The following is a 25,712-nucleotide window of genomic DNA, read 5'->3' as shown; positions in this document are numbered from 1 at the left end:
CGTTGCAAGGCGTGTTCCGTCCCGCGCGAAGCGGTGCAGCGTGGTATGATTTTCAATCTTTTGACACGTCAACTTTTGCTCCATCAAAAATGGATGTCCATACCGCCGCCCACCATTCGAGTGGGCAAGTCTTACCGTTCCGCGAATCCCTGCTGGCCATGCTCGGCATCTCGTTCGTCACGATGCTGGTCGCGCTCGACCAGACCGTGGTCGGTACCGCGTTGCCCACCATCGTGTCCGAACTGCGGGGCTTCGAGCTTTACGCATGGGTCGCGACCTCGTATCTGCTGAGTTCGGTAATCACCGTGCCGATCTTCGGCCGGCTCGGCGATTACAACGGGCGCAAGCCGTTCGTGATTGCATCGATCGTCGTGTTTACCAGCGCCTCGGTGTTGTGCGGCGCCGCCAACGACATGCTGTTTCTCGTGCTCGCCCGCGGCTTGCAGGGCATTGGCGGCGGCATGCTGGTCGGCACCGCGTTCGCGTGCATTCCCGATCTGTTCCCCGATTCCGTCGTGCGGTTGCGCTGGCAGGTGCTGATGAGCTCGGCGTTCGGCATCGCGAATGCGGTCGGGCCTTCGCTTGGCGGTTTTCTGACGCAGTACTGCGGCTGGCGTTCGGTGTTCTATGTGAATCTGCCGGTTGGGCTGCTGTCGCTGTTTTTCGTCTGGCGTTTCCTGCCGCATCTACGGCACGTCGAGCATGAAGGCAAGATGCGGCTCGATTGGCCCGGCGCGCTGTTGATCGCGATCGCGCTCGGCTCGCTGCAACTGTTCGTCGAGTTGCTGCCGAAGCACGGCATCACGCTGAGCGCGTTCGCGCTGCTCGGGCTGAGCGTCGCGTCGGCCATCGCGCTGTGGAAATGGGAAAAGCGCTGCCCGACCGCGATCCTGCCAGTCGACATGTTCCGCAACCGTAGCCTCGCCGCGCTGTTCACGCTGGCCGTGCTCGGCGGCTTCACGATGTTCTCGCTGTTGTTCTACGCACCGCTGCTGTTCCAGGGCGGCTTCGGCATGTCGCCGAAAGAAGCGGGCCTCGTGATCACGCCGCTCGTCGTGTTCATCACGATCGGCAGTATCACGAACGGGCGCGTCGTGTCGCGGATCAAGAATCCGAACCTGATGCTGTACATCGGCTTTGCGATGCTCGCGCTGTCATGCCTCGGCATCGTCGTCGCGACCCGATCGATGCAGCAATGGGTGCTGATGTCGTTCATGGTCGTCGGCGGCCTCGGGCTCGGTTTCGTGATGCCGAATCTGACGATTTTCGCGCAGCAGACCGCGGGCCGCGAACACCTCGGCATCGCGACCGCGCTGCTGCAGTCGCTGCGGATGATCGGCGGCATGATCGGCACCGCGCTGACCGGCACGCTCGTGACCCACATGTACAAGAGCGGCGTGCGCAGTGCGCTCGAAGGCGCGGGCGCTTCGCACTGGTTCGGCAATCTGGGCGATCCGCAGATCCTGATCAACCGCGATGCGCAGACCACGCTCGTCGATCAGCTGACGCACGCGGGCCACAACGGCGCGATGCTGCTCGAAAGCGCGCGCGAGTCGCTGGTCGGCGCGATTCATCTGGGTCTCGCGATGGCCGCGCTGATCGCCGTCGTGTCGGTGTGGCAAAGCCGCCGCGTGCCGCCGGTCAAGCTCCAGCGCAAGCTCGAGCCGGTGATTCACGCAGACTGATTTTTTGGACTTGGTGTTGGACAGGCAGATTATGGAAGAACAGGACCGCGTCGCCGTCATGCAGCAATTTGGTCGCACGTATCGGGCCTTCATGTCGGCATTCGAGACCCAGGTGGGTCATCCGCTGCCACGCTGGCGCATTCTGCTCGCGCTGCACGAGCAGGCCGGCGAGTCGTCGCAGAAGCGGCTCGTCGAGCGGCTGCGCGTCGATCCGGGCGCGCTGACGCGGCAGTTGAAGGCGCTCGAAAGCCTGGGCTGGATCGCGCGCAGCATGGATGCGCGCGATAACCGCGTGACCAACGTGCGCCTGACCGAGGCGGGTCGCGACGCGACCGAAGCGAGCCTGCCGCGTCGCCAGGCGTTCTTGCACGACACGATGGCCGGGTTGCCGGATGAGGCGCTCGCGGCGTTGTCGAGCGCGCTGAAAATGCTGGAGACGCGCATCGGCGAAGTGGCGGCCAATGCGAGCGCAGCGGCCGGCGCCGCTGGAGCAGCCCAGGAAACCGCCGGCGACGAGGCGGCCCAACGCGTGTGATTTTTTCTCCGCGTGCGACGACAAAAAAAGGCTGTGCGCCCTTGGGCTCACAGCCTTTTTTCTATCGTCGAAAAGCCCGCGCTTCAGCGCGGCGCAATCCACTCCAATCCAATCAGAAAAACGTCTCGATCACTTCCTTCACGCGATACTGTGGATCGACCAGCAGCACCTGCTTCCACTTGTCGAACGTCAGGCACGGATGCGAGATGTCGAACGCGATCATGTCGCCCACTTTCAGATCGGCGCCCGGGGGAATGCGCAGATACGCGTGCTGATCCATCAGACCGAAGATTTCCCAGCCCTCGCTCGCGGCGATGTCGCGCGGCGCTTGCTGGCCCGGACGATAGTGGCGCGCCGGCTCCGGCATGCCCGCGTCGAACGCGGAGTCGCGTTTGCCGAGGCCGATGATCGCGCGATCCGGCTCGGGAATCGACTGCACGTACGCCCACAATTGCAGCGCCGGCAGCAAGCCTTCGCCCATTTTCTTCGCGACCGGATTGCGCTTGAAGATGTCGGTCTGCGCCTTTCGATAGACGCCGACGTCATGCGTCAGGTAGCAGCCGGGCCGCAGCACGACCTCGACCTTGCCGGTTTGCGTCGCCTGCGCGAACTCTTCGGCGACCACGTCGTACCACGCCGATCCCGCGCCCGATAGCACCGCCGGCGAGCGCGCGAAACGCCCCTGCTCGACGAGCTCGCGCGTGACCGCAACCGCGCCTTGCAGGAACGCGCGCACCTCGGGTTCTTCCTTCAGCACGCCCTCGTACAGTTCGACGCCCGCGAGCTTCAGCACGTCCGGATAGCGCGCGATCGCGTCCAGCACCGCGTTGCGCTGCGCTTCATCGCGCACGCCGGTGCGCCCGCCCGGCACGCCGAGTTCGAGTAGCACCTGCAGCGGCTTCTTCACCGAGGTGAAGAATTCGCCGAGTTGCTCGACACCTTCGGCCGAATCGACGAGGCAGAAGAATTCGAAATCCGGATCGCTGAGCAACTCGGCGATCATCATCATGTTGTGGCGGCCGACCAGCTGATTCGCCATCAGGACGCGCGACACACCGCCGTGATACGCCGCGCGCACCTGATGAGCGGTGGCGAGCGTGATGCCCCACGCGCCGGTTTCGAGCTGACGGCGAAACAGTTGCGGCGCCATCGTGGTCTTACCGTGCGGCGCGAGCTTGACGCCGTATTCGGCGACGAACGCCTGCATCCACTTCAGGTTGTGCTCGACGCGGTCCTCGTACAGCACCGCGGCCGGCAGGCTGACGTCCTCGGCAAGCAGGTTCCACTCGAGGCGCGCAGCGTCCTTCAGCTGGACGCTCGTGCCCGGAACCATGCCCAAGCCCTTGCTATAAGGATCAATCGTCGCGCCCTGATAGTTTGTAACTTTCATGTCTCCGTGCTCCATCGTCCGGTTAAATTGAATCAAATTTGACTTTACCATGTTAACGAAAGTACGATGTCCGGAGAAATGTTATTTAGTACCACGGGTTTCGAAGGCCGCCGGAAAGGGGCGCGAAAGCCGTGCCGCGAACCCCATCGCCCGCCATGAACAGTAGCGCCGAACCGCTCGCTTTCGACATCGTCGCGCGCATCGCCGAATGCGCGCCGGAGTTGCGCTCGGCCGAACGCAAGGTCGCCGCGCTGATTCTCGACGATCTGACCGGCGCGTCGCGCGCGAGCATCGGCGCCCTCGCGCAGCAGGCCGAGGTCAGCATCGCGACCGTCACGCGTTTCGCGAAGGCGGTCGGCTGCCGCGACGTGCGCGAGCTGAAGCTGCGGCTCGCGCAGGCGGCCGCGGTCGGTCAGCGTTTTCTCGAGCGCGACGCAGCAAGTGACGCACCCGAGCCGATCGCCACGCGCGTGTTCGACGAACTGCAAACCGCGCTCGCGCACAATCACCAACTGCTGCGCCTAGCGCCGCTCGCCGAAGCGGCGGCCGCGCTGCGCAATGCGCGCATGACCTACGTGTTCGGCATGGGCGGCGGTTCGACCGCGCTCGCCGACGAAATGCGTTTCAGGCTCGTGCGCCTCGGCCGCCCGGTCGCGACCTATCAGGACGCGCTGTTGCAGCGCATGGTCGCGAGCACGGTGTCGCGCGACTGCGTGGTGATCGCGCTGTCCACCACGGGGCGCGTGCCGGAGATGGTCGAGAACTGCAAGATCGCGCGCAGCTATGGCGCGACGGTGGTCGCGGTGACCGCGCCCGCGTCGCCGCTGGCGAAGCTCGCCGACTGGCTGATCCCGATCGTCGCGTTCGAAACCGACTTCATTTACAAGCCGTCGTCATCCCGTTACGCGATGATGATGGCGCTCGATGTGCTCGTCACCGAACTTGCCGTCAGCCAGGGCGACGAGAGCCGCGAATTGCTGCGCCGCATGAAGCACGCGCTCGACGCGCACCGCGGCGGCGGCGATCGACAACCGTTAGGAGATTGATCCATGCATTCGCATCCCGAAGCCGCCGACACGCTGATCGTCGGCGCGCAACTGTATGACGGCACGGGCGCACCGCCCGTCGAGCGCGATGTGGCGATCCGCGACGGGCGCATCGCCGCGATCGGCAATCTGTCGAACTGGCTTGCCGAAGAGGTGATCGAGGCCGAGGGGCGCGCGCTCGCGCCGGGCTTCATCGACGTGCACACGCACGACGACACACACGTGATCCGCTCGCCGCAAATGCTGCCGAAGATCACCCAAGGGGTGACGACGGTGATCGTCGGCAATTGCGGCATCAGCGCGTCGCCGGTGTCGCTGAAGGGCGATCCGCCCGATCCGATGAACCTGCTCGGCGAGCGCGATGCGTTCCAGTATCCGACCTTCGCCGACTACGTGAGCGCGGTGAACGCCGCGCGGCCGGCGGTGAACGTCGGCGCGCTGATCGGCCACACGGCGTTGCGCAATAACCAGATGGACCGGCTCGATCGCGCGGCGACCGCCGAGGAAATCGAGCGCATGTGCGCGCAGCTCGAGGAAGCGCTCGCGCACGGCGCGCTGGGTCTCAGCTCGGGGCTCGCATACGGCTCGGCGTTCGCCGCGCCGACCGAGGAAGTGATGGCGCTCGCCGAGCCGCTCGCGGCCGCGGGCGCGCTGTACACGACCCACATGCGCACCGAGTTCGACGCGATTCTCGACGCGATGGACGAGGCCTACCGCGTCGGCCGTCATGCGCGCGTGCCGGTCGTGATCTCGCATCTGAAGTGCGCGGGGCCGTCGAACTGGGGGCGCAGCGTCGAGGTGCTGAAATCGCTCGAAGGCGCGCGCGGCGGGCAGCCGGTCGGTTGCGACTGCTATCCGTACAACCGCAGTTCGTCGACGCTCGATCTGAAGCAGGTGACGGGCGACATCGACATCACGATCACGTGGTCCGAGCCGCATCCCGAGATGGCGGGCAAGCTGATCAAGGACGTCGCCGCCGAATGGGGCGTGTCGCAGCAGGAAGCGGGCAAGCGCCTGCAGCCGGCGGGCGCGGTCTATCACAACATGTCCGAAGACGACGTGCGGCGCATCCTGTCGCATCCGGCGACGATGGTCGGCTCGGACGGCTTGCCGAACGATCCGCTGCCGCATCCGCGGCTGTGGGGCGCGTTTCCGCGCGTGCTCGGCCACTATGCGCGCGATGCCGCGCTGCTGCCGCTCGAGGAAGCGGTGCGCAAGATGACGAGCCTGTCCGCGCGCCGCTTCGGTCTCGCGCAGCGCGGCGAAGTGCATATCGGCTATCACGCCGACCTCGTGCTGTTCGATCCGGCGAAAGTGCACGACGTGGCGACCTTCGACAAGCCGCAGCAGCCCGCTGCCGGAATCGACGCGGTGTGGGTCAACGGCGTGCTGTCGTATCGCGACGGCGCGGTGACGGGCGAGCGGGCCGGCCGGTTCGTCACGCGCGGTGCGCCGTCGAAGGGCGATGCTCAGGGCGCGTTCTGATTTTTATCGATTGATGGTGGCACGCGCGGCGAGGGCGCCGCGTACGTGCCCGACTTTTTGAGGAGTGTGACGATGAAGCGATATGGCGTGGAAGGCGGAAAGGGAACGGGCGGTCAGGTAATGCCGTTCGCGCGCGCGGTCGAAGCGGACGGCTGGCTGTTCGTGTCGGGCCAGACGCCGATGGAAAACGGCGAAGTGATCAACGGCGGCATCGTCGAGCAATCGCACAAAGCGATCCAGAACGTGTTCGCGATCCTGAAGGAAGCGGGCTACGGCGCCGAGCACGTCGTGCGTTGCGGCGTGTGGCTCGACGATCCGCGCGACTTCGCGTCGTTCAACAAGGTGTTTCGCGAGTATTTTGGCGAGAATCCGCCGGCGCGCGCGTGCGTGGTGTCGTCGATGGTGATCGACTGCAAGGTCGAGGTGGATTGCGTCGCTTACAAGAAGCCGGCGGCCTGAGCGCTTTGACGGCTTCGATGTGATGAGGGCGCCGCAGGCTGTGATGGCCTGCGGCGCCCTCGTTGCGATTGCCGCGGTGCTTACCGTTACTGCCGCGCAAGCCGCATGTTGTCCGGCATCGGCAGGTTGTAGTTGGTGCGGAACGGGTTGATGTCGAGCCCGCCGCGGCGCGTGTAGCGCGCATAGACCGCGAGCTTCAGCGGTTTGCACATCTTCATGATGTCGACGAAGATCCGCTCGACGCATTGCTCGTGAAAGCCGGTGTGATTACGGTACGAGATGATGTAGCGCAACAGACCCGCGTGATCGATCTGCGGCCCGGCATAGTGGATCTGCACGCTGCCCCAGTCCGGCTGGCCGGTCACCGGGCAGTTCGACTTCAGCAGGTTCGAGAACAGCGTTTCCTCGACCGGCGCCTCGCCGTGCGCCGCGCTCAGGAGCGACGCATCCGGCTGATAGACGCTCGCCTCGAGTTCGAGCCGGTCGAGCGACAGGCCGCCGAATTCTTCCATTTTCAGCTTGCCGAATTCGTGCGGCGTGTACAGATGCACCGACACGGTCGCGCCGCACGACGCGGACACGTCGCGCCTGATCGTGTCGCGCACGGCCTCGGTCGATTCGAAGGCGGTCTGCGCGAACGAGCCCAGGTACAGCTTGAACGATTTCGATTCGACGATGTTCGGCGAGTCGGCCGGTACGAAGAACGTGGCGACCGCGATTTGCGGTTTGCCGCGCGCGTTGAGCCACGACAGCTCGTAGGCGTTCCAGATGTCGGTGCCGAAAAACGGCAGTCGCGCGGTAATGCCGATCGCCTCGCGCGCATGGCTGCGCGCAATCGGAAACAGCAGCGTCGGATTGTATTGTTCGGTGTAAGTCGAGGACTTGCCGAGCGGAGATTGTTCGGGTGTCATGATGCGTTCACGATGCCACTCAGCACGTGCCCGGTCGCCGTTACGACGCGGGCCGATTCGCAGTGGCCGATCTGGTCGTCGAAGAAAAAGTCGGGCTCGAACTCGCGCAAAAATGCGCTTTTGTCGAGGCCGCCGAGGAACATCGCTTCGTCGATTTCGATGTTCCACGCCATCAGGGTACGGATCGCGCGCTCATGCGCGGGGGCCGAGCGTGCTGTTACCAGTGCTGTGCGAATGCGCATCGGCGCGGCCGCGTCCGCGAGTTTTTGCAACCGGTGCAGTGCTTCGAGCAGCGGCTTGAGCGGTCCGTCCGCGAGCGGCAGATGCTTGTTGTCGATCTCGTGACCGACGAACGCGCGCAGGCCGTCCTTCTGGAAGATGCGCTCCGCTTCGTCGGAAAACAAGACCGCGTCGCCGTCGAACGCAATGCGGATTTCGTCCGGGTACTTGCTCGCCATTTTCGCCGATTCCGGCAACACGCGTGCGGCAGGGAAGCCAGCGGCGAGTGCATCGCGCACGTCCTGCTGATTCGCCGACAGAAACAGCGACGCGCTCAGCGGCTTCAGATAACCGAACGGTGCGCGGCCGCGCGTGAACACGCCGCGCTCGATCGCGAGCCCGTGTTCGCGGCACGAATGAAACGCGCGCAGGCCGCTGATCGGATCGCTGCGCGACAGGATCACCACTTCGACGCGATGACCGCCGGCGGCGTTCAGCGCGAGCAGCTTGCGGATCAAAGGAAAGGCGACGCCCGGTTTCGCGGGCACGTTCAGGCGCTCGCGCTGCAACGCTTCGTAGGCCTTCAGGTCGCCGGCCTCGTAGACGCGGTTCTCTTCCTCGAAGTCGAACAGCGCGCGCGACGAGATTGCGACCACCAGTTTGTCGACAAGCGAAAGCGCCATCGGTGAGTTCCGGTCCGAAGAGATCAGGCGAGGAAGAGGCGATAGACCGGGTTTTTCGTTTCTTCCCAGCACGGATAGCCGAGCGTTTCGATGAAGCGCTCGAACGCTGCATGGTCGCTCTCGGGTACCTGAATGCCGACCAGAATCGAGCTGTAGTCCGCACCCTGGTTGCGATAGTGGAACAGGCTGATGTTCCAGTTCGGCGCCATCGACGACAGGAATTTCATCAGCGCACCCGGACGCTCGGGAAACTCGAAGCGGAACAGACGTTCGTCGCGCGCGAGCGGCGAACGGCCGCCAACCATATAGCGGATGTGCTGCTTAGACAGTTCGTCGAAGGTCAGATCGACCGTCGCGAAGCCGTGCGCTTCGAATGCGCCGGCGATCTGCGCCGGTTCGCTGCGATTGCGGATCTGCACGCCGACGAAGATATGCGCCGAGTTCGCGTCGGCGATCCGGTAGTTGAATTCGGTGACGCTGCGCGTGCCGACCAGCTCGCAGAAGCGCTTGAAGCTGCCGCGCTCTTCGGGGATCGTCACCGCGAAAACGGCTTCACGTGCTTCGCCCACTTCCGCGCGTTCGGCGACGAAGCGCATGCGGTCGAAGTTCATGTTCGCGCCCGACGTGATCGCGATCAGCGTCTGGTTCTCGATGCCTTCCCGTTCGGCGTACTGCTTCGCGCCCGCCACCGCCAATGAACCCGCCGGTTCGAGCACGCTGCGCGTGTCCTGGAACACGTCCTTGATCGCCGCGCACAGCGCATCGGTGTTCACGAGCAGCACTTCGTCGAGATATTCGCTGCACAGACGGAAGGTTTCCTCGCCGACGAGCTTCACCGCGGTGCCGTCGGAGAACAGGCCCACTTCGTTCAGCGTCACGCGCTCGCCCGCCTTCAGCGACGCGGCCATCGCGCACGAATCATCGGTCTGCACGCCGATCACCTTGATCTCCGGACGCACCGATTTCACGTATGCCGCGACACCGGCCGCGAGACCGCCGCCGCCGATCGGCACGAAGATCGCGTGAATCGGCCCCTGGTGCTGGCTCAAAATTTCCATCGCGACGGTGCCCTGGCCGGCGATCACGTATGGATCATCGAACGGATGCACGAAGGTCAGGCCGCGATCTTCCTGCAGCTTGACCGCGTGACCATAGGCATCGCTATACGATTCGCCGAACTGCACGACCTCGACGGTCGGCCCGCCATGCGTGCGGATCGCGTCGACCTTGACCTGCGGCGTCGTCACCGGCACGACGATGATCGCCTTCACGCCCATGCGTGCGGCCGACAACGCGACGCCCTGCGCATGATTGCCCGCCGACGCGGTGATCACGCCGCGACTGAGCGCTTCGGCCGGAATGTGCGCCATCTTGTTGTACGCGCCGCGCAGCTTGAACGAGAACACCGGCTGGTTGTCCTCGCGCTTCAGATAGACCGGATTGCGCAGCCGCGCCGACAGGTTCGGCGCGCGTTCGAGTTCGGTCTCGCGCGCCACGTCGTAGACGCGCGCGGTCAGGGTCTTTTTCAGGTAGTCGTGGGAAACCATGCGGGTCGCGCGGTGCGCTATGTGAGACGGGAAAACGTCAATGATAGCGCCAACGGTGCCCGCTCTGGCCGTTCCGCGCGCGGCGGGGAGGGGTGGCACGCCCTTGGTGGGGCCGTTTCGGCACTGCAAAGCGAAGTTTGCCAAACCGTCCGGCCGGTCAATGGGGTCGCATGCGAAACGCCGCGGGATTCGCCGCCAAATCCCCCGAAGCACCGTCACCGCCCAGGTTCCCGCCGTCAACGCGTGGCGGGATGATGCGGTAGAATTCCATTTTGGAATAAGGATCGGAAGATGCACTGGCAGCCTCGGATCGCCCATTTAATGCCCGTTCCGCGCGAATCGTGCCCCGCGGCGGAGCGGCATGTCCGCCACGCGCGATCGTGTAGCTGTCTCTGAGTGCCGCGAAGCGACCGCCGTGAGTTGGCCGCCGGTCGTGTTCGCTTCCCCTGGAAGCCCTAGAAGATTTCAAGCATTGCGCCCCACGCGCATTGTCGGCCGACGCCTCGTGACGAGCGCGCCAGGCCGACCTACCGAGTCGTCCAAACATGAACGCACCTCAAGTTTTCGATCCGCACGGCGCCGCCGCTGCGGTGGCCGCCGATCCCGAAGCGCGTCTGCGCGAAATTCCCTACAACTACACGTCGTTCTCCGACCGCGAAATCGTCATCCGCCTGCTCGGCAACGATGCCTGGGACGCGCTCGCCGAACTGCGCGCCGAACGCCGCACCGGCCGCTCGGCGCGCATGCTGTATGAAGTGCTCGGCGATATCTGGGTCGTGCGCCGCAATCCGTATCTGCAGGATGACCTGCTCGACAATCCGAAGCGCCGCGCGCTGCTGATCGAGGCGCTCAATCACCGCCTCGCCGAAATCGAGAAGCGCCGCCGCGCCGATCTGCGCGAGCACGGCGACGAAGCCGGCGTCGAGCGCGCCGCGCGCGTCGAAAAGCTGGTGCAGGCCGCGCGCCGCGCGATCGACCAATTCGCCAGCGAATTCCAGCAGACCTACGACCTGCGCCGCCGCACCACGCGCGTGCTCGGCAAGGTCACGCAGAGAGACAACATCAAGTTCGACGGCCTGTCGCGCGTCTCGCACGTGACCGACGCGACCGACTGGCGCGTCGAATATCCGTTCGTCGTGCTGACGCCGGACTCCGAGGCCGAAATCGCCGGCATGATCAAGGCCTGCTTCGAACTCGGCCTGACCGTGATTCCGCGCGGCGGCGGCACCGGCTACACGGGCGGCGCGGTGCCGCTCACGCCGTTCTCGGCCGTCATCAACACCGAAAAGCTCGAACAGCTCGGCCCGGTCGAAATGACCCAGCTGCCGGGCGTCGATCGCAAGGTCGCGACGATTTTCTCGGGCGCGGGCGTCGTCACGCGGCGCGTGACCGAAGCGGCCGAGCAAGCCGGCTTCGTGTTCGCGGTCGACCCGACCTCGCTCGACGCGTCCTGCGTCGGCGGCAACGTCGCGATGAACGCGGGCGGCAAGAAGGCGGTGCTGTGGGGCACGGCGCTCGATAACCTCGCGTGGTGGCGCATGGTCGACCCGGAAGGGAACTGGCTCGAAGTCACGCGTCTCGAGCACAACATGGGCAAGATCCACGACATCGAAGTCGCGCGTTTCGAGCTCAAGTGGTTCGACGGCAACTACGCGCCGGGCGAGAAGCTGCTGCGCACCGAATCGCTCGACATCAAGGGCCGCGTATTTCGCAAGGAAGGCCTCGGCAAGGACGTCACCGACAAATTCCTCGCCGGGCTGCCGGGCGTGCAGAAGGAAGGTTGCGACGGTCTCATCACGTCGGCGCGCTGGGTGCTGCACAAGATGCCCGCGCATACACGCACCGTCTGTCTCGAGTTCTTCGGCCAGGCGCGCGAGGCGATTCCGAGCATCGTCGAAATCAAGGACTACCTGTTCGAAACGTCGCGCCAGGGCGGCGCGATTCTCGCGGGCCTCGAGCATCTGGACGAGCGCTATCTGCGCGCGGTCGGCTATGCGACCAAGAGCAAGCGCAACGCGTTTCCGAAGATGGTGCTGATCGGCGATATCGTCGGTGACGATGCGGATGCGGTCGCGCAGGCTACGTCCGAAGTCGTGCGCATGGCCAACGGCAAGAGCGGCGAAGGTTTCGTCGCGGTGAGCGCCGAAGCCCGCAAGCGCTTCTGGCTCGACCGCAGCCGCACCGCCGCGATCGCGAAGCACACCAACGCGTTCAAGATCAACGAAGACGTCGTGATTCCGCTCGACCGCATGGGCGAGTACACGGACGGCATCGAGCGCATCAACATCGAGCTGTCGCTGAAGAACAAGCTGCAACTGGTCGACGCGCTCGAAGCGTTCTTCAAGGGCGGCAAGCTGCCGCTCGGCAAGAGCGACGACGCGAACGAAATCCCGAGCGCCGAGCTGCTCGAAGACCGCGTGCAGCAGGCGCTCGATCTGCTCGCGCGTGTGCGCACGCGCTGGGAATTCGTGCGCGACAAGCTCGACTTGTCGCTGCGCGAGGCGCAGCACTATCTGGTCGGCCTCGGCTACGAATCGCTCGCCGAGAAGTTCGCCGATCGCGTCGACGCGCAACCGGACGCAGCCGTCTTCCACCTCGCGCAGGACCGCACGATCCGCGTGTCGTGGAAGCAGGAAATCCGCGCCGAATTGCGGCAGATTTTCAACGGCGGCGAGTTCAAGCCGATCCTCGACGAAGCCCAGGCGATCCACAAGCAGGTGCTGCGCGGCCGCGTGTTCGTTGCGCTGCACATGCACGCGGGCGACGGCAACGTGCACACGAACATCCCGGTCAACTCCGACAACTACGAGATGCTGCAGGACGCGCACACCGCGGTCGCGCGCATCATGAAGCTCGCGCGTTCGCTTGACGGCGTGATCTCCGGCGAGCACGGCATCGGGATTACCAAGCTCGAATTCCTGACCGACGACGAGATCGGCGAATTCCGCAAGTACAAGCAGCGTGTCGATCCGCACGGCCGCTTCAACGCGGGCAAGCTGCTCGAAGGCGCGGACCTGCGCAACGCGTACACGCCGAGCTTCGGCCTGATGGGCTACGAGTCGCTGATCATGCAGCAGTCCGATATCGGCGCGATTTCCGAGTCGATCAAGGACTGCCTGCGTTGCGGCAAGTGCAAGCCGGTCTGCGCGACGCACGTGCCGCGCGCGAACCTGCTGTACAGCCCGCGCAACAAGATTCTCGCCACCTCTTTGCTGGTCGAGGCATTCCTGTACGAAGAGCAGACGCGCCGCGGCGTGTCGATCAAGCACTGGGACGAGTTCAACGACGTCGCCGATCACTGCACTGTCTGCCACAAGTGCGTGACGCCGTGCCCGGTGAAGATCGACTTCGGCGACGTGTCGATGAACATGCGCAACCTGTTGCGCAAGATGGGCAAGAAGAAGTTCAACCCGGGCAACGCGGCGGGCATGTTCTTCCTGAACGCGACGAATCCGCAGACCATCAACCTCGCGCGCACCGCGATGATGGGCGTCGGCTACAAGGCGCAACGCCTCGGCAACGAGGTGCTGAAGAAGTTCACGAAGAAGCAGACCGCGCATCCGCCCGCCACGGTCGGCAAGCCGGCGATCACGCAGCAGGTGATCCACTTCATGAACAAGAAGATGCCGGGCAACCTGCCGAAGAAGACCGCGCGCGCGTTGCTCGATATCGAGGACAACAAGATCGTCCCGATCATCCGCAATCCGAAGACGACCACCGTCGATACCGAAGCGGTGTTCTACTTCCCGGGCTGCGGCTCCGAGCGGCTGTTCTCGCAGGTCGGTCTCGCGACCCAGGCCATGCTGTGGGAGGCGGGCGTGCAGACCGTGCTGCCGCCGGGCTACCTGTGCTGCGGCTATCCGCAGCGCGGCTCGGGCCAGTACGACAAGGCCGAGCAGATCGTCACCGACAACCGCGTGCTGTTCCACCGCGTCGCCAATACGCTGAACTACCTCGACATCAAGACGGTGGTGGTGTCGTGCGGCACGTGCTACGACCAGCTCGCCGGTTACGAATTCGAAAAGATCTTCCCGGGCTGCCGGATCATCGACATCCACGAATACCTGCTGGAAAAAGGCATCAAGCTCGATGGCGTGAACGGCGTGCGCTACATGTACCACGACCCGTGCCACTCGCCGATCAAGACGATGGACCCGGTCAAGCTCGTCAACCAGCTGATGGGTTCGGAGCAGGACGGCTACAAGATCGAGAAGAACGACCGCTGCTGCGGCGAGTCGGGCACGCTCGCGGTCACGCGTCCCGACATCTCGACCCAGGTGCGCTTCCGCAAGGAAGAGGAAATCCGCAAGGGCGCGGCGAAACTGCGCGGCATCCCGCTCGTTGCCGAAGCGGGCGCGAACGCGATCAATCCGGCCAATGCATCGGCCGGATCCGCCGGTGCGCCGAACGGTTCGGTGCTGAAGGCCGGCGACGGTCCGCAGCCGGGTAACGGCAATGCGGCTTCGACCGACGTCAAGATCCTCACGAGCTGCCCGTCGTGCCTGCAAGGGCTGTCGCGCTACAACGAAGACGCGGGTACCGAGGCCGATTACATCGTGGTCGAGATGGCACGTCACGTGCTCGGCGAAAACTGGATGGCGGACTACGTACAACGGGCGAACAATGGCGGAATCGAGCGCGTGCTGGTTTAATGGCACGACCGACGATATTTGCCGAGGACGACGATGGACTGCGTTTTTTGCCGTGAAGACGGCGGCGATGTGCTATGGCAGGACGACGCGTTGCGAGTCGTCCTCGCCGACGAACACGACTACCCGGGCTTTTGCCGGGTCATCTGGAATGCTCACGTAGCCGAGTTTTCGGATCTTTCCGCCGACGAGCGCGATCACGTGATGAAGGCCGTCTACGCGGTCGAGCGTGCGCAGCGGCGCGTGATGCAGCCGGCGAAGGTCAATCTCGCGAGCCTCGGCAACCAGGTGCCGCACGTGCACTGGCACGTGATTCCGCGTTTCTCGAACGACGCGCATTTCCCCCTGCCGATCTGGGCGCCGCGCCAGCGCACGGTGTCCGAAGCGATGCTGTCGTCGCGTCGGGCGCACGCCACGCTGCTGCGCGAAGCCGTGCGGCAGGAAATCGAACAGGCGCTGGGCTGAGCATCGCTGAATCCGCCGCCGCGCACCGCCGGGCGTCGGTCGGTGCGCAGGGCGGCCGATGCGTCGTTATCACCCGCCGTTATCTGATGAGGCCAACATGAGCGGATTGACTCCCGAGACGCCGGTGCCGACCGGCGTGGTCGTGCATTCTAAGTCGCGCGTGCTCGAACTGCAGTACGCGAACGGCGAAGCGTACCGGCTGCCGTTCGAACTGCTGCGCGTGTATTCGCCGTCGGCGGAAGTGCAGGGCCACGGGCCCGGCCAGGAAACGCTGCAGACGGGCAAGCGCGACGTGACGATCACGATGATCGAAGGCGTCGGCAATTACGCGCTGCAGCCGACTTTCTCCGATGGACACTCCACTGGTATCTACTCGTGGGACCTGCTGTACGACATGGCCGTGCGTCAGGATGAACTCTGGCGCGCGTATCTCGCCAAACTGGCAGCGGCCGGCATCGACCGCGACACGCCGATGGTGCCCGCCGCTGCTGCGCACGGGCACTGTCACTGATACGATTCGCTCCCGAACGCCGCTCGAGCGGCGCAACATTCAAGAACACGCGAAAGGACGAGCGCGATGAGCAAAACCCACTTCGGCTTTCAATCGGTCGACGAACAGGACAAGGCGCAGAAAGTGGCGGGGGTGTTCCACTCGGTGGCCGCCAACTACGACCTGATGAACGACCTGATGTCGGGCGGATTGCACCGGGCGTGGAAGGTGTTCACGATCGCCCAGGCGAACGTGCGGCCGGGCTACAAGGTGCTCGACATCGCGGGCGGCACGGGCGATCTGTCGAAAGCGTTCGCCAAACAGGCGGGTGAGACGGGCGAGGTCTGGCATACCGACATCAATGAATCGATGCTGCGCGTCGGCCGCGACCGGCTGCTCGACAAAGGCATCATTACGCCGACGCTGCTTTGCGATGCCGAAAAAATCCCGTTTCCGGATAACTATTTCGACGTCGTGACGGTCGCGTTCGGTTTGCGCAACATGACGCATAAAGACATCGCGCTCGCCGAGATGCGGCGTGTGCTGAAACCGGCCGGGCGACTGCTCGTGCTCGAGTTCTCGAAGGTATGGGACCCGCTGAAGAAGGTCTACGATCTGTATTCGTTCAAGGTGTTGCCGTGGCTCGGCGAGCGCTTCGCCAAGGACGCGGAAAGCTACCAGTACCTGGCGGAATCGATCCGCATGCATCCTGACCAGGAAACTTTGAAAACTATGATGGAACAAGCTGGTCTCGACGGCGTCAAATATTACAATTTGTCAGCTGGCGTGGTAGCGTTGCATGTGGGGACCAAATACTAGGGTCCTCTAACCCATCGATTTTTAAAGGAAAGTGCGAAATGTCCGATTCGAATTTGTTATCTGCTCGTAAGGTTAAGGGGTCGCTGGCGAGAAGAATCGGACTGATCGCGATGGTCGGTCTGCTGACGGTCGGCACGCTTGCCTCTCTCGACGCCGAAGCACGCCGTATTGGCGGAGGCCGCAGCTTCGGCCGTCAGTCGAACAGTCTGCAGCAGCAGCGCCAGACGCCGCCGCCGTCCCAGCCGGCGCAGAACAATCAGGCCACGCAGCAGAGCGCCCAACCGGCGGCTCCCGCAACCAAGCCCACGCCGCCCGCCGCGCCGAACCGCAATCGCTGGCTCGGCCCGATCGCCGGTCTCGCGGCCGGTCTCGGCATCGCCGCGTTGTTGTCGCATTTCGGGCTCGGCGAGGCGTTCGCCGGCATGTTCGCCAACGTGATCGTGATTGCGTTGATCGCGATGGTCGTGATCTGGCTGATCCGCCGCTTCACCGGTCGCAAGCGCGATGCGGCGCAACCGGCTTACGCGGGCACGGCGCCGTCGCTGAACACCAAAGGCACCGACTATATTCAGGAGCCGCGTTACACCGCGCCGCCGACCGGCTCGTACCTCGAACCGCAAGGCAACCCGTTGACCACGCCATCGCTCGGCGCGACGCCGTCAGTGCCGGCCGGCTTCGATTCCGAAGCGTTTCTGCGTAACGCGAAGGTGTACTTCGTGCGCCTGCAGGCCGCGTGGGACGTCGGCAACATCGATGACATCCGCGAATTCACGACACCGGAAATGTTCGCCGAAGTGCGCGTCGATCTCACCGCGCGCGGCACGCAGCCGAACCAGACCGACGTCGTGCAGTTGAACGCCGAGCTGCTCGGCGTCGAGGAGCGCGCGACCGAATACTTCGCGAGCGTGCGCTTCTCCGGTTTGATCCGCGAGGCGCCGGGCGCGGCGGCCGAGCCGTTCGTCGAAGTCTGGAATCTGACGAAGGCGAACCGCGCCGGCGAAGGCTGGCTGCTTGCCGGCATCCAGCAGGTCGAGCAACACTGACATGCCGAAGCGTCGAGTCGCGTTTGCCTCGCAAAAAGCCGACCACGGCACAGCGATTCCTCGCCTCGCGCATCGCTTAGGCCGTTCGGTATAGCAGGCCGCGAAGCGAACGGACGTTACAATGGGAGCCCGCGCAAGCACCTCGCTCGCGCGGGTTTTTTCTTGCCACCTTCGATGACCCTCGCCGCCAAGCCCTTCGCTGCCGCTGTCAATCATCTGCTCGCCCGCGAATCGTGGGCCCGCGAGCGCCTCGCCCCGTACGCGGGCAAGACCGCACGCCTGTCATGTCCACCGGTGGTGCTTGCACTGCTCGTGCAGCCCGACGGCTATCTCGGCACGCTCGACGAAGCCGATGCGCACCAGTTCGACGTGACGATCTCGGTGCCATCGGACGCACTGCCGGCCTTCCTGCAAGGTGGCCAGGCCGCGGTGATGAAGCACGTGAAGATCGAGGGCGACGCCGAGTTCGCGACCGTGATCGCGAAGCTCGCCGAGCATCTGCGCTGGGAGCCGGAGGAAGATCTCGCGAAGCTGATCGGCGATGGGCCCGCGTGGCGCATTACGTCGCTCGTGCGTTCGGTCGGCGAGCATGTGCAACGCACCGGCCGCAACCTGCTCGACACGGCAGCCGAATATCTGCTCGACGAGAATCCGCAGCTGGTGCGCCGCACCGCGCTCGCGGACTTCAATGTCGAGCTGGCGCGCGCGCGTGATTCGCTCGCTCGCGTCGAAAAGCGCATCGAGCGTCTCGAACAGAAGGTCGAAGCCCGCGGCGCGCAAGCGTCGGGCGGCGCCGCCACGTCGCGCGGCACGCGCTAGTCAACGGGCCCAGCCATGCGTTTTCTGCGTTTTCTCAAGATTTTTTTCACGGTCATCCGCTTCGGCCTCGACGAAATGATGTTGAGCCGCATCAACGATCGGCGCGTGCGTCTGCTGTTGCGTATCACGACGCTCGGTCGTAAGTTCGATGCGCCGCCGGGCGTGCGTCTGCGGCTCGCGCTCGAAAGCCTCGGGCCGATCTTCGTCAAGTTCGGGCAGGTGCTGTCGACCCGCCGCGATCTGCTGCCGGTCGATATCGCCAACGAACTCGCGAAGCTGCAGGATCAGGTGCCGCCGTTCGATTCGGCGGTCGCGATCGCACTCGTCGAGAAGTCGCTCGGCGCGCCGGTCGACGTGTTGTTCGACGATTTCGAGCGGGTCCCGGTCGCGAGCGCGTCGATCGCGCAGGTCCACTTCGCGACGGTGAAGGCCGGCCAGCACGCAGGCAAGGCGGTCGCGGTGAAAGTGCTGCGCCCCAACATGCTGCCGGTGATCGATTCCGACCTTGCGCTGTTGCGCGACATCGCCGTGTGGGCCGAGCGTCTGTGGGCCGATGGCAAACGCCTGAAGCCGCGCGAAGTGGTCGCCGAATTCGACAAGTACCTGCACGACGAACTCGACCTGATGCGCGAGGCCGCCAACGGTAGCCAGCTGCGGCGCAACTTCCAGGGGCTCGACCTGCTGCTCGTGCCCGAGATGTACTGGGAATTCTGCACGCCCACGGTGCTCGTGATGGAGCGCATGGTCGGCGTGCCGATCAGCCAGGTCGATACGTTGCGCGCGGCGGGCGTCGATATCCCCAAGCTCGCGCGCGAGGGCGTCGAGATTTTCTTCACGCAGGTGTTCCGCGACGGCTTTTTCCACGCCGACATGCACCCCGGCAACATCCAGGTGAGCCTCGATCCCGCGCACTTCGGCCGCTATATCGCGCTCGACTTCGGCATCATCGGCGCGCTGTCGGACTTCGATAAAAACTACCTCGCGCAAAACTTCCTCGCGTTCTTCAAGCGCGACTACCATCGCGTTGCGACGCTGCATCTGGAGTCGGGCTGGGTGCCGCCGACCACGCGTGTCGAGGAACTCGAAAGCGCGATCCGCGCGGTCTGCGAACCGTACTTCGACCGCGCGCTGAAGGACATTTCGCTCGGCCAGGTGCTGATGCGCCTGTTCTCGACGTCGCGGCGCTTTAACGTCGAGATCCAGCCGCAGCTCGTGTTGCTGCAAAAGACGATGCTGAACGTGGAAGGCCTCGGCCGTTCGCTCGATCCCGAACTGGATCTCTGGAAGACCGCGAAGCCTTACCTCGAGCGCTGGATGAACGAGCAGATCGGCTTGCGCGGCTGGTATGAACGCCTGAAGATCGAGGCGCCGCAGTGGAGCAAGACGCTGCCGCAGTTGCCGCGCCTCGTTCACAACATGCTGGCCGAACGCCATCATCCGGTGGGCGGCGCGAACGACGACGTGATTCGCCAGATACTGCTTGAGCAGAAGCGCACCAACCGTCTGCTGCAAGGCCTGCTGCTGTTCGGCGTGGCGGTCGGCGTCGGCGCGATGCTGGCACGGGCGTTCCTGGCGCTCGCTTACGGCGGTTGAGCGCGGCTGGCGGCCCATTGGCCGCACTGTGCTTCAGCGGCGGTGTCGGCCGCGGCTGGCGGTGACGACCGGGCGCAAACCTGAACGAGGCATCCGATGAGCGATCCGACCCAACCCCCCGTACCCGATTTCGCGAATCGCGATCCCAACTCGCCGGAGTTCTGGGACGAACGTTTCGAGCGCCATTACACGCCGTGGGACCAGGCGGGCGTGCCGTCCGCGTTTCGCGCGTTTGCCGAACGGCACCGCAACGCCGCCGTGCTGATTCCAGGCTGCGGCAGTGCCCACGAAGCGGTATGGCTCGCCCGTCAGGGCAACCCGGTGCGCGCGATCGATTTCTCGGCCGCCGCCGTCGCGGCGGCCCGCGAGCAACTCGGCGCGCAGCACGCATCGCTGGTCGAGCAGGCGGACTTTTTCACCTATGCGCCGCCGTTCAAGCCCGGATGGATCTATGAGCGCGCGTTCTTCTGCGCGCTGCCGCCGACGCGCCGCGCCGACTACGCGCAACGTATGGCCGAACTGCTGCCGACCGGCGGGTTGCTCGCGGGGTACTTTTTTATCGGCGCGACGCCGAAGGGGCCGCCGTTCGGCATCGCACGCGATGAGCTCGACGCGCTGTTCACGCCACATTTCGAGCTGATCGAAGACGAAGCGGTCGACGACTCGATCGCCGTATTCGCCGAACACGAGCGCTGGCTCACCTGGCGGCGTCGCAGCTAGCCCCGCGCGCCGCTCTTGAGAGCTCCGCGGGACGCCCCCATCTTGCGCGGTGGCGGGCGCATCACGCGTCCGCCACCCGAAATCCGGGGAACGGACATCGTTTGCGGCTATAATTCAAGGCTTTGCAAGCGTTTACAAGATTTCAGTAGGGATTTGGAGTAGGAAAGGATCATGCCGATCTACGCTTATCGTTGCGGGTCATGCGGCTTTGGGAAGGACGTGCTCCAGAAGATGAGCGACCCCCAGTTGACGCAGTGCCCCGAGTGCGGGAAAGACACATTTAGCAAGCAACTCACCGCCGCCGGCTTCCAGTTGAAGGGCTCCGGCTGGTACGTGACAGATTTCCGCGGCGGCAGCGGCGGCGCGAGCGCGCCGGCCACGTCGGAAGCGAAGTCCGAGCCGTCCGCAGCCGCAGCCCCGGCTGAACAGGCTGCCCCGGCCGCGCCCGAGGCCCCCGCCGCCGCGGGCGCGGCCGCAAGCCCGAGCGGTTCCGGCAGCGCCTAGTGGGACCGCCGCCCCGCGCGGGCGGCGTATCTACCGCGCATGGGCTTCGGCCCGCGCAGCTTTCTGGCGGTACACATGACGACGAAGAAATTCACGCTCAAATCGGTGTTTCTGACCGGCCTGCTGGTGCTGGTGCCTCTGGCTATCACACTGTGGGTGCTCGGTCTGATCATCGGCACGATGGACCAGACGCTGTTGCTGCTGCCTACCTCGTGGCAGCCGGAACGCGCGATCGGCTATCGCTTGCCGGGCCTCGGCGCGGTGCTCACGCTCGCGTTCATCTTCGTCGTCGGGCTGTTGACGCAAAACTTCATTGGGCAGAAGCTCGTGAAGTGGTGGGAACTGCTGGTCGCGCACATTCCGGTGGTCGGCCCGCTCTACACCAGCGTCAAGCAGGTGTCCGACACGCTGCTGTCGAGCAGCGGCAATGCATTCCGCAAGGCGCTGCTGATCGAGTACCCGCGCCGCGGTTCCTATACGATTGCGTTTCTGACCGGCATCCCGGGCGGCGACGTGGCCAACCACCTGAAGGAAGATTACGTCAGCGTGTACGTGCCGACCACGCCGAATCCGACGTCCGGCTTCTTCCTGATGGTGCCGAAAAGCGAAGTGATCGAGCTCGACATGACCGTCGACGCTGCGCTCAAGTACATCGTCTCGATGGGCGTCGTGGCGCCGTCCGCGCCACCGCCGGCGCCGGTGCGCCGCACCACCGTCGAGCCTCCGCTGTAATGCCGGCGCGCAACGCTTCATGCAGGATCGTCTGCGGCGCGCCGTTCAACCAATGCAAAACGAAAGACAAACATCATGTCGATGAGATCTGAATACTGCGGTCTGGTGACCGAAGAACTGCTGGGCCAATCCGTCTCGCTGTGCGGCTGGGTAAGCCGCCGCCGCGACCATGGCGGCGTCATCTTCATCGACCTGCGCGATCGCGAAGGGCTCGTTCAGGTCGTCTGCGATCCGGATCGCGCGGACATGTTCAAGATCGCCGAAGGCGTGCGCAACGAGTTCTGCGTGCAGGTCAAGGGCGTCGTGCGCGGTCGTCCGGAAGGCACGACCAACGCGTCGCTGAAGAGCGGCAAGATCGAAGTGCTGTGCCACGAGCTGATCGTGCTGAACGCGTCGGTCACGCCGCCGTTCCAGCTCGACGACGATAATCTGTCGGAAACCACGCGTCTCACGCATCGCGTGCTCGACCTGCGCCGTCCGCAGATGCAGCACAACCTGCGTCTGCGCTATCGCGTCGCGATCGAAGTGCGCAAGTACCTCGACGAGCAGGGCTTCATCGACATCGAAACGCCGATGCTGACGAAGAGCACGCCGGAAGGCGCGCGCGACTACCTCGTGCCGTCGCGTACGAACCCGGGCCAGTTCTTCGCACTGCCGCAGTCGCCGCAGCTGTTCAAACAGCTGCTGATGGTCGCGAACTTCGACCGTTACTACCAGATCACCAAGTGCTTCCGCGACGAAGACCTGCGCGCCGACCGTCAGCCGGAATTCACGCAGATCGACTGTGAAACCTCGTTCCTGTCGGAACAGGAAATCCGCGATCTGTTCGAGGCGATGATCCGTCACGTGTTCAGGACGACGATCGGCGTTGCGCTCGACGAGAAGTTCCCGGTCATGGAGTATGCGGAAGCGATGCGCCGCTTCGGTTCGGACAAGCCGGACCTGCGCGTGAAGCTCGAATTCACCGAGCTGACCGATGCGATGCGCGACGTCGACTTCAAGGTGTTCAGCACGCCGGCCAACACGAAGGACGGCCGCGTCGCGGCGCTGCGCGTGCCGAAGGGCGGCGAGCTGTCGCGTGGCGACATCGACAGCTATACGGAATTCGTGCGCATCTACGGCGCGAAGGGTCTCGCGTGGATCAAGGTCAACGAAGCGGCGAAGGGCCGTGACGGTCTGCAAAGCCCGATCGTCAAGAACCTGCACGATGAAGCGCTGAAGGCGATCATCGAGCGCACCGGCGCGCAAGACGGCGACATCATCTTCTTCGCGGCGGATCGCGCGAAGGTCGTCAACGACAGCCTCGGCGCCCTGCGCCTGAAGATCGGTCATTCGGAATTCGGCAAGGCCAACGGTCTCGTCGAGTCCGGCTGGAAGCCGCTGTGGGTGGTCGACTTCCCGATGTTCGAATACGACGAGGAAGACAACCGCTACGTCGCCGCGCATCACCCGTTCACGAGCCCGAAGGACGAGCACCTCGAGTACCTCGAAACGGACCCGGCGCGCTGCCTCGCGAAGGCCTACGACATGGTGCTGAACGGCTGGGAAATCGGCGGCGGCTCGGTGCGTATCTATCGTGAGGAAGTGCAGAGCAAGGTGTTCCGCGCGCTGAAGATCAACGCGGAAGAAGCGCAGGCCAAGTTCGGCTTCCTGCTCGACGCGCTGCAATACGGCGCGCCGCCGCACGGCGGTATCGCGTTCGGTCTGGACCGCATCGTCACGATGATGGCCGGCGCCGACTCGATCCGCGACGTGATCGCATTCCCGAAGACGCAACGCGCGCAGGACCTGCTCACGCAGGCGCCGAGCGAAGTCGACGAGCGTCAGCTGCGCGAGCTGCACATCCGTCTGCGTTCGCCGGAACCGAAGGCGTAAACCGTGGCCGCTTGGCGCGGCCGCAAAATAGCCACACGAGCGAAACGAAAAGGCGCTGAGGTGTACTTCACCTCAGCGCCTTTTTCATTTTTTGCGTTACAGTGAAGCCACTGCTTTCCCGACCCTTTCGACCGTCATCCGACATGTACCGCGCGTCGCGTCGCGCCCAGTTTTGAGCCATGCCGAAACCGCCGAAAATTCCGCAGTCCGTCCTCGTCATCATTCATACGCCCGCGCTCGACGTGCTGCTGCTCGAACGCGCTGACCATGCCGAGTTCTGGCAGTCGGTCACCGGTTCGAAAGACCGGCTCGACGAACCGCTCGCCGACACGGCGGTGCGTGAAGTCGCCGAGGAAACCGGCATCATGATCGGCGGCGCGCTGGTGCCGCGCAGCGCGTTGTTCGACTGGCAGTACTCGATCGACTACGAGATCTACCCGGAATATCGCTACCGCTACGAACCAGGCGTGCTCTATAACACCGAACACTGGTTCAGCTTGCAGGTGCCCGAGCGTATCGAGGTGTCGCTCGCGCCGCGCGAACACACCGCGTATATGTGGCTGCCGTATGAAGAGGCCGCATCGCGCTGCTTTTCGTCGTCGAATGCCGATGCGATCCTGCAGTTGCCGCGCCGCCTCGCCGCACGCCCGATCGACCCCCAATCCGGCCCGCTGGCCGGGGAGCGTGGCCAGTGAGCGCAGGCGGTTCGGGCCGTTTCGCGCGTCTGCGGCACACGTTGCTCGGCCGTCGTTACTGGCAGCGCTACCGCTTCACCAGCAACAACCAGGTCGAGCTTCTGCGCTCCGGTGACGACTTCTTCGACGCGCTGATCGAGCGCATCGACGCCGCCGAGCACAGTGTCGCGCTCGAAACCTACATCTTTTGCGACGACGAAGCCGGCCACGCGGTCAGCGAGGCGTTGCTGCGCGCGGCCGCGCGCGGCGTCAGGGTGCGCGTGATCACCGACGGCATCGGCACCGCGCGCCTGAAAATGTTCGATCAATGGCCGGCGGGCGGCATCGAGCATCGCATCTACAACCCGCATCTGTTCGGCCGCTTCGGCTTTTCGCGCACGCACCGCAAGCTCGCGGTGATCGACGATCGGATCGCGTATTGCGGCGGCATCAATATCGTCGACGATTACGAGAACAACGGCGAGAAGCTGCCGTACCGCCGCTGGGACTTCGCGGTCGAGCTGCGCGGGCCGGTGGTCGCCGACGTGCGCGACGCGATCGAGGTGCAGTGGCGGCGGATTCGCCTCGGCCATCGGCCGCTCGATTCGATCAGGCCAGACGTGTCGTCGCAGGACGCCAACTCGCTCGGCAGTCTGCGCCGGCGCCGGCGGCGCCGCAACGAGGAACTGTGGGCCGGCGGCGAGCCGTGCGTCGCGTTCGTCGCGCGCGATAACCTGATCAACCGCCGCGCGATCGAAAAGGCCTATCTGGCCGCGATCGGCCAGGCTCGCCATGAAATTCTGCTGGCGAATCCGTACTTCATGCCGGGGCGCAAGCTGCGTCGCGCGCTGGTGTTCGCGGCGCGGCGCGGCGTGGTCGTGAAGCTGATCATCGGGCGCAAGGAATTCAAGGCGCTCGATTACGCGGTGCCGTTCCTGTACCACGCGCTGCTGCGCGCGGGCGTGCAGATCGCCGAATACGAGAAGACGCTGCTGCACGGCAAGGTCGCGGTGGTCGATTCGAACTGGGGCACAGTCGGTTCGTCGAATCTCGATGCGCTCAGCCTGATGCTCAATAACGAAGCGAACGTCGTGCTCGTGAACGATCCGTCGATCGCGAAACTTCGCGATGCGATTCTCGATGCATTCACGGACGCGCGCCGGATCGATGAAGCGCACTACGAATCGCGACCGGCGCGTGTGCGCGCGCTGAGCTGGATCGCGTACACGAGCTACCGCGTCGCGATGAAACTGCTGACGGTCGGCGGCTACGATTGACACCAATAAAACCACGCACGCGCCCGTCGGCAACCATCGATTCAAGGCAAACGCCTCTAAAAATCTGATTGATCTGATGGTCGAAAGCCGCA

At 64.6% G+C, this 25,712-nt stretch carries 22 protein-coding genes; 18 read left to right on the top strand and 4 right to left on the bottom strand.

What is annotated here, in order from left to right:
• The first annotated feature begins 89 nt into the window (after window positions 1-89).
• Complete coding sequence (locus tag QFZ94_RS28230; RefSeq protein ID WP_429460949.1) at window positions 90-1,685, top strand: MFS transporter; 1,596 nt, start codon at window positions 90-92, stop codon at window positions 1,683-1,685.
• A gap of 31 nt (window positions 1,686-1,716) precedes the next feature.
• Window positions 1,717-2,220, top strand: coding sequence for a MarR family winged helix-turn-helix transcriptional regulator (locus tag QFZ94_RS28225; protein WP_176125033.1), 504 nt, complete (start codon window positions 1,717-1,719; stop codon window positions 2,218-2,220).
• Between the two features lie 112 nt (window positions 2,221-2,332).
• Here QFZ94_RS28225 and QFZ94_RS28220 read toward each other — a convergent pair whose 3' ends face one another.
• Entirely contained in the window at window positions 2,333-3,610 is a 1,278-nt protein-coding gene (locus QFZ94_RS28220) for an amino acid deaminase (RefSeq protein ID WP_429460947.1), read from the bottom strand.
• A 155-nt stretch (window positions 3,611-3,765) separates the two neighbouring features.
• Here QFZ94_RS28220 and QFZ94_RS28215 point away from each other — a divergent pair, with 155 nt between their 5' ends.
• The 3 genes from QFZ94_RS28215 to QFZ94_RS28205 all read left to right on the top strand — a co-directional run bounded on the left by QFZ94_RS28215 (window position 3,766) and on the right by QFZ94_RS28205 (window position 6,600).
• Window positions 3,766-4,656 (top strand): MurR/RpiR family transcriptional regulator, encoded by an 891-nt coding sequence (locus tag QFZ94_RS28215; RefSeq protein ID WP_429460945.1) that lies wholly within the window; start codon window positions 3,766-3,768, stop codon window positions 4,654-4,656.
• A 3-nt stretch (window positions 4,657-4,659) separates the two neighbouring features.
• Window positions 4,660-6,141, top strand: coding sequence for an N-acyl-D-amino-acid deacylase family protein (locus QFZ94_RS28210; protein WP_368584471.1), 1,482 nt, complete (start codon window positions 4,660-4,662; stop codon window positions 6,139-6,141).
• Window positions 6,142-6,213: 72 nt separating this feature from the next.
• Window positions 6,214-6,600, top strand: a complete 387-nt coding sequence (locus QFZ94_RS28205; protein ID WP_008923846.1) for a RidA family protein — start codon at window positions 6,214-6,216, stop codon at window positions 6,598-6,600.
• An 86-nt stretch (window positions 6,601-6,686) separates the two neighbouring features.
• Here the strand turns inward: QFZ94_RS28205 and queF are convergent, their stop codons facing one another.
• From queF to ilvA, 3 genes are read right to left on the bottom strand one after another with little or no spacing between them, the layout of a single operon-like run.
• Window positions 6,687-7,511 carry an NADPH-dependent 7-cyano-7-deazaguanine reductase QueF gene (gene queF / locus QFZ94_RS28200; RefSeq protein ID WP_429460942.1) on the bottom strand — a complete coding sequence of 275 codons (825 nt, stop codon included), beginning with the start codon at window positions 7,509-7,511 and terminating at the stop codon, window positions 6,687-6,689.
• Complete coding sequence (locus tag QFZ94_RS28195) at window positions 7,508-8,413, bottom strand: 5'-nucleotidase (protein WP_368584473.1); 906 nt, start codon at window positions 8,411-8,413, stop codon at window positions 7,508-7,510. The genes queF and QFZ94_RS28195 overlap by 4 nt, the downstream gene beginning before the upstream one ends.
• Before the next feature lie 23 nt (window positions 8,414-8,436).
• Window positions 8,437-10,002, bottom strand: a complete 1,566-nt coding sequence (gene ilvA, locus QFZ94_RS28190) for a threonine ammonia-lyase, biosynthetic (protein ID WP_429461941.1) — start codon at window positions 10,000-10,002, stop codon at window positions 8,437-8,439.
• A gap of 503 nt (window positions 10,003-10,505) precedes the next feature.
• On the opposite strand from ilvA, the gene QFZ94_RS28185 reads away from it, so the two are divergent.
• The 13 genes from QFZ94_RS28185 to clsB all read left to right on the top strand — a co-directional run bounded on the left by QFZ94_RS28185 (window position 10,506) and on the right by clsB (window position 25,620).
• Complete coding sequence (locus QFZ94_RS28185; RefSeq protein ID WP_429460940.1) at window positions 10,506-14,612, top strand: DUF3683 domain-containing protein; 4,107 nt, start codon at window positions 10,506-10,508, stop codon at window positions 14,610-14,612.
• Between the two features lie 33 nt (window positions 14,613-14,645).
• A complete protein-coding gene (locus QFZ94_RS28180) occupies window positions 14,646-15,074 on the top strand; it encodes an HIT family protein (RefSeq protein ID WP_013088371.1) in 429 nt (142 codons plus the stop codon).
• Between the two features lie 97 nt (window positions 15,075-15,171).
• Entirely contained in the window at window positions 15,172-15,585 is a 414-nt protein-coding gene (locus tag QFZ94_RS28175) for a gamma-butyrobetaine hydroxylase-like domain-containing protein (RefSeq protein WP_013088372.1), read from the top strand.
• 66 nt (window positions 15,586-15,651) lie between these two features.
• Entirely contained in the window at window positions 15,652-16,383 is a 732-nt protein-coding gene (gene ubiE, locus QFZ94_RS28170; RefSeq protein WP_176122425.1) for a bifunctional demethylmenaquinone methyltransferase/2-methoxy-6-polyprenyl-1,4-benzoquinol methylase UbiE, read from the top strand.
• Between the two features lie 38 nt (window positions 16,384-16,421).
• Complete coding sequence (locus tag QFZ94_RS28165; protein WP_429460938.1) at window positions 16,422-17,426, top strand: TIM44-like domain-containing protein; 1,005 nt, start codon at window positions 16,422-16,424, stop codon at window positions 17,424-17,426.
• Between the two features lie 174 nt (window positions 17,427-17,600).
• On the top strand, window positions 17,601-18,245 hold the full coding sequence (locus tag QFZ94_RS28160) for a ubiquinone biosynthesis accessory factor UbiJ (RefSeq protein ID WP_176122427.1): 645 nt from the start codon (window positions 17,601-17,603) through the stop codon (window positions 18,243-18,245).
• Window positions 18,246-18,260: 15 nt separating this feature from the next.
• Window positions 18,261-19,838, top strand: coding sequence for a ubiquinone biosynthesis regulatory protein kinase UbiB (gene ubiB / locus QFZ94_RS28155; protein ID WP_176109573.1), 1,578 nt, complete (start codon window positions 18,261-18,263; stop codon window positions 19,836-19,838).
• Between the two features lie 96 nt (window positions 19,839-19,934).
• The gene (locus QFZ94_RS28150; protein ID WP_429460936.1) at window positions 19,935-20,558 is read left to right on the top strand and encodes a methyltransferase domain-containing protein; all 624 of its coding nucleotides are present in this window, start codon (window positions 19,935-19,937) and stop codon (window positions 20,556-20,558) included.
• Between the two features lie 171 nt (window positions 20,559-20,729).
• Complete coding sequence (locus tag QFZ94_RS28145) at window positions 20,730-21,062, top strand: FmdB family zinc ribbon protein (RefSeq protein ID WP_429460934.1); 333 nt, start codon at window positions 20,730-20,732, stop codon at window positions 21,060-21,062.
• Window positions 21,063-21,137: 75 nt separating this feature from the next.
• The gene (locus tag QFZ94_RS28140) at window positions 21,138-21,794 is read left to right on the top strand and encodes a DUF502 domain-containing protein (protein ID WP_026228003.1); all 657 of its coding nucleotides are present in this window, start codon (window positions 21,138-21,140) and stop codon (window positions 21,792-21,794) included.
• Between the two features lie 75 nt (window positions 21,795-21,869).
• The gene (gene aspS / locus QFZ94_RS28135; RefSeq protein ID WP_429460932.1) at window positions 21,870-23,669 is read left to right on the top strand and encodes an aspartate--tRNA ligase; all 1,800 of its coding nucleotides are present in this window, start codon (window positions 21,870-21,872) and stop codon (window positions 23,667-23,669) included.
• Between the two features lie 179 nt (window positions 23,670-23,848).
• A complete protein-coding gene (gene nudB / locus QFZ94_RS28130) occupies window positions 23,849-24,364 on the top strand; it encodes a dihydroneopterin triphosphate diphosphatase (RefSeq protein ID WP_368584482.1) in 516 nt (171 codons plus the stop codon).
• On the top strand, window positions 24,361-25,620 hold the full coding sequence (gene clsB, locus QFZ94_RS28125) for a cardiolipin synthase ClsB (RefSeq protein WP_410842332.1): 1,260 nt from the start codon (window positions 24,361-24,363) through the stop codon (window positions 25,618-25,620). The genes nudB and clsB overlap by 4 nt, the downstream gene beginning before the upstream one ends.
• Window positions 25,621-25,712 lie beyond the last annotated feature (92 nt).

Source organism: Paraburkholderia sp. JPY465 (assembly GCF_050436725.1).
Classification (GTDB): Bacteria; Pseudomonadota; Gammaproteobacteria; order Burkholderiales; family Burkholderiaceae; genus Paraburkholderia; species Paraburkholderia youngii.
This window is presented reverse-complemented; position numbering and strand designations above follow the sequence as displayed.

What these genes read in the sequence shown, in the direction of transcription:
- QFZ94_RS28230 (WP_429460949.1), top strand. Translation starts at nt 90, where the DNA reads ATGGATGTCCATACCGCCGCCCACCATTCGAGTGGGCAAGTCTTACCG.
- QFZ94_RS28225 (WP_176125033.1), top strand. Translation starts at nt 1,717, where the DNA reads ATGGAAGAACAGGACCGCGTCGCCGTCATGCAGCAATTTGGTCGCACG.
- QFZ94_RS28220 (WP_429460947.1), bottom strand. Translation starts at nt 3,610, where the DNA reads ATGAAAGTTACAAACTATCAGGGCGCGACGATTGATCCTTATAGCAAG.
- QFZ94_RS28215 (WP_429460945.1), top strand. Translation starts at nt 3,766, where the DNA reads ATGAACAGTAGCGCCGAACCGCTCGCTTTCGACATCGTCGCGCGCATC.
- QFZ94_RS28210 (WP_368584471.1), top strand. Translation starts at nt 4,660, where the DNA reads ATGCATTCGCATCCCGAAGCCGCCGACACGCTGATCGTCGGCGCGCAA.
- QFZ94_RS28205 (WP_008923846.1), top strand. Translation starts at nt 6,214, where the DNA reads ATGAAGCGATATGGCGTGGAAGGCGGAAAGGGAACGGGCGGTCAGGTA.
- queF (WP_429460942.1), bottom strand. Translation starts at nt 7,511, where the DNA reads ATGACACCCGAACAATCTCCGCTCGGCAAGTCCTCGACTTACACCGAA.
- QFZ94_RS28195 (WP_368584473.1), bottom strand. Translation starts at nt 8,413, where the DNA reads ATGGCGCTTTCGCTTGTCGACAAACTGGTGGTCGCAATCTCGTCGCGC.
- QFZ94_RS28185 (WP_429460940.1), top strand. Translation starts at nt 10,506, where the DNA reads ATGAACGCACCTCAAGTTTTCGATCCGCACGGCGCCGCCGCTGCGGTG.
- QFZ94_RS28180 (WP_013088371.1), top strand. Translation starts at nt 14,646, where the DNA reads ATGGACTGCGTTTTTTGCCGTGAAGACGGCGGCGATGTGCTATGGCAG.
- QFZ94_RS28175 (WP_013088372.1), top strand. Translation starts at nt 15,172, where the DNA reads ATGAGCGGATTGACTCCCGAGACGCCGGTGCCGACCGGCGTGGTCGTG.
- ubiE (WP_176122425.1), top strand. Translation starts at nt 15,652, where the DNA reads ATGAGCAAAACCCACTTCGGCTTTCAATCGGTCGACGAACAGGACAAG.
- QFZ94_RS28165 (WP_429460938.1), top strand. Translation starts at nt 16,422, where the DNA reads ATGTCCGATTCGAATTTGTTATCTGCTCGTAAGGTTAAGGGGTCGCTG.
- QFZ94_RS28160 (WP_176122427.1), top strand. Translation starts at nt 17,601, where the DNA reads ATGACCCTCGCCGCCAAGCCCTTCGCTGCCGCTGTCAATCATCTGCTC.
- ubiB (WP_176109573.1), top strand. Translation starts at nt 18,261, where the DNA reads ATGCGTTTTCTGCGTTTTCTCAAGATTTTTTTCACGGTCATCCGCTTC.
- QFZ94_RS28150 (WP_429460936.1), top strand. Translation starts at nt 19,935, where the DNA reads ATGAGCGATCCGACCCAACCCCCCGTACCCGATTTCGCGAATCGCGAT.
- QFZ94_RS28145 (WP_429460934.1), top strand. Translation starts at nt 20,730, where the DNA reads ATGCCGATCTACGCTTATCGTTGCGGGTCATGCGGCTTTGGGAAGGAC.
- QFZ94_RS28140 (WP_026228003.1), top strand. Translation starts at nt 21,138, where the DNA reads ATGACGACGAAGAAATTCACGCTCAAATCGGTGTTTCTGACCGGCCTG.
- aspS (WP_429460932.1), top strand. Translation starts at nt 21,870, where the DNA reads ATGTCGATGAGATCTGAATACTGCGGTCTGGTGACCGAAGAACTGCTG.
- nudB (WP_368584482.1), top strand. Translation starts at nt 23,849, where the DNA reads ATGCCGAAACCGCCGAAAATTCCGCAGTCCGTCCTCGTCATCATTCAT.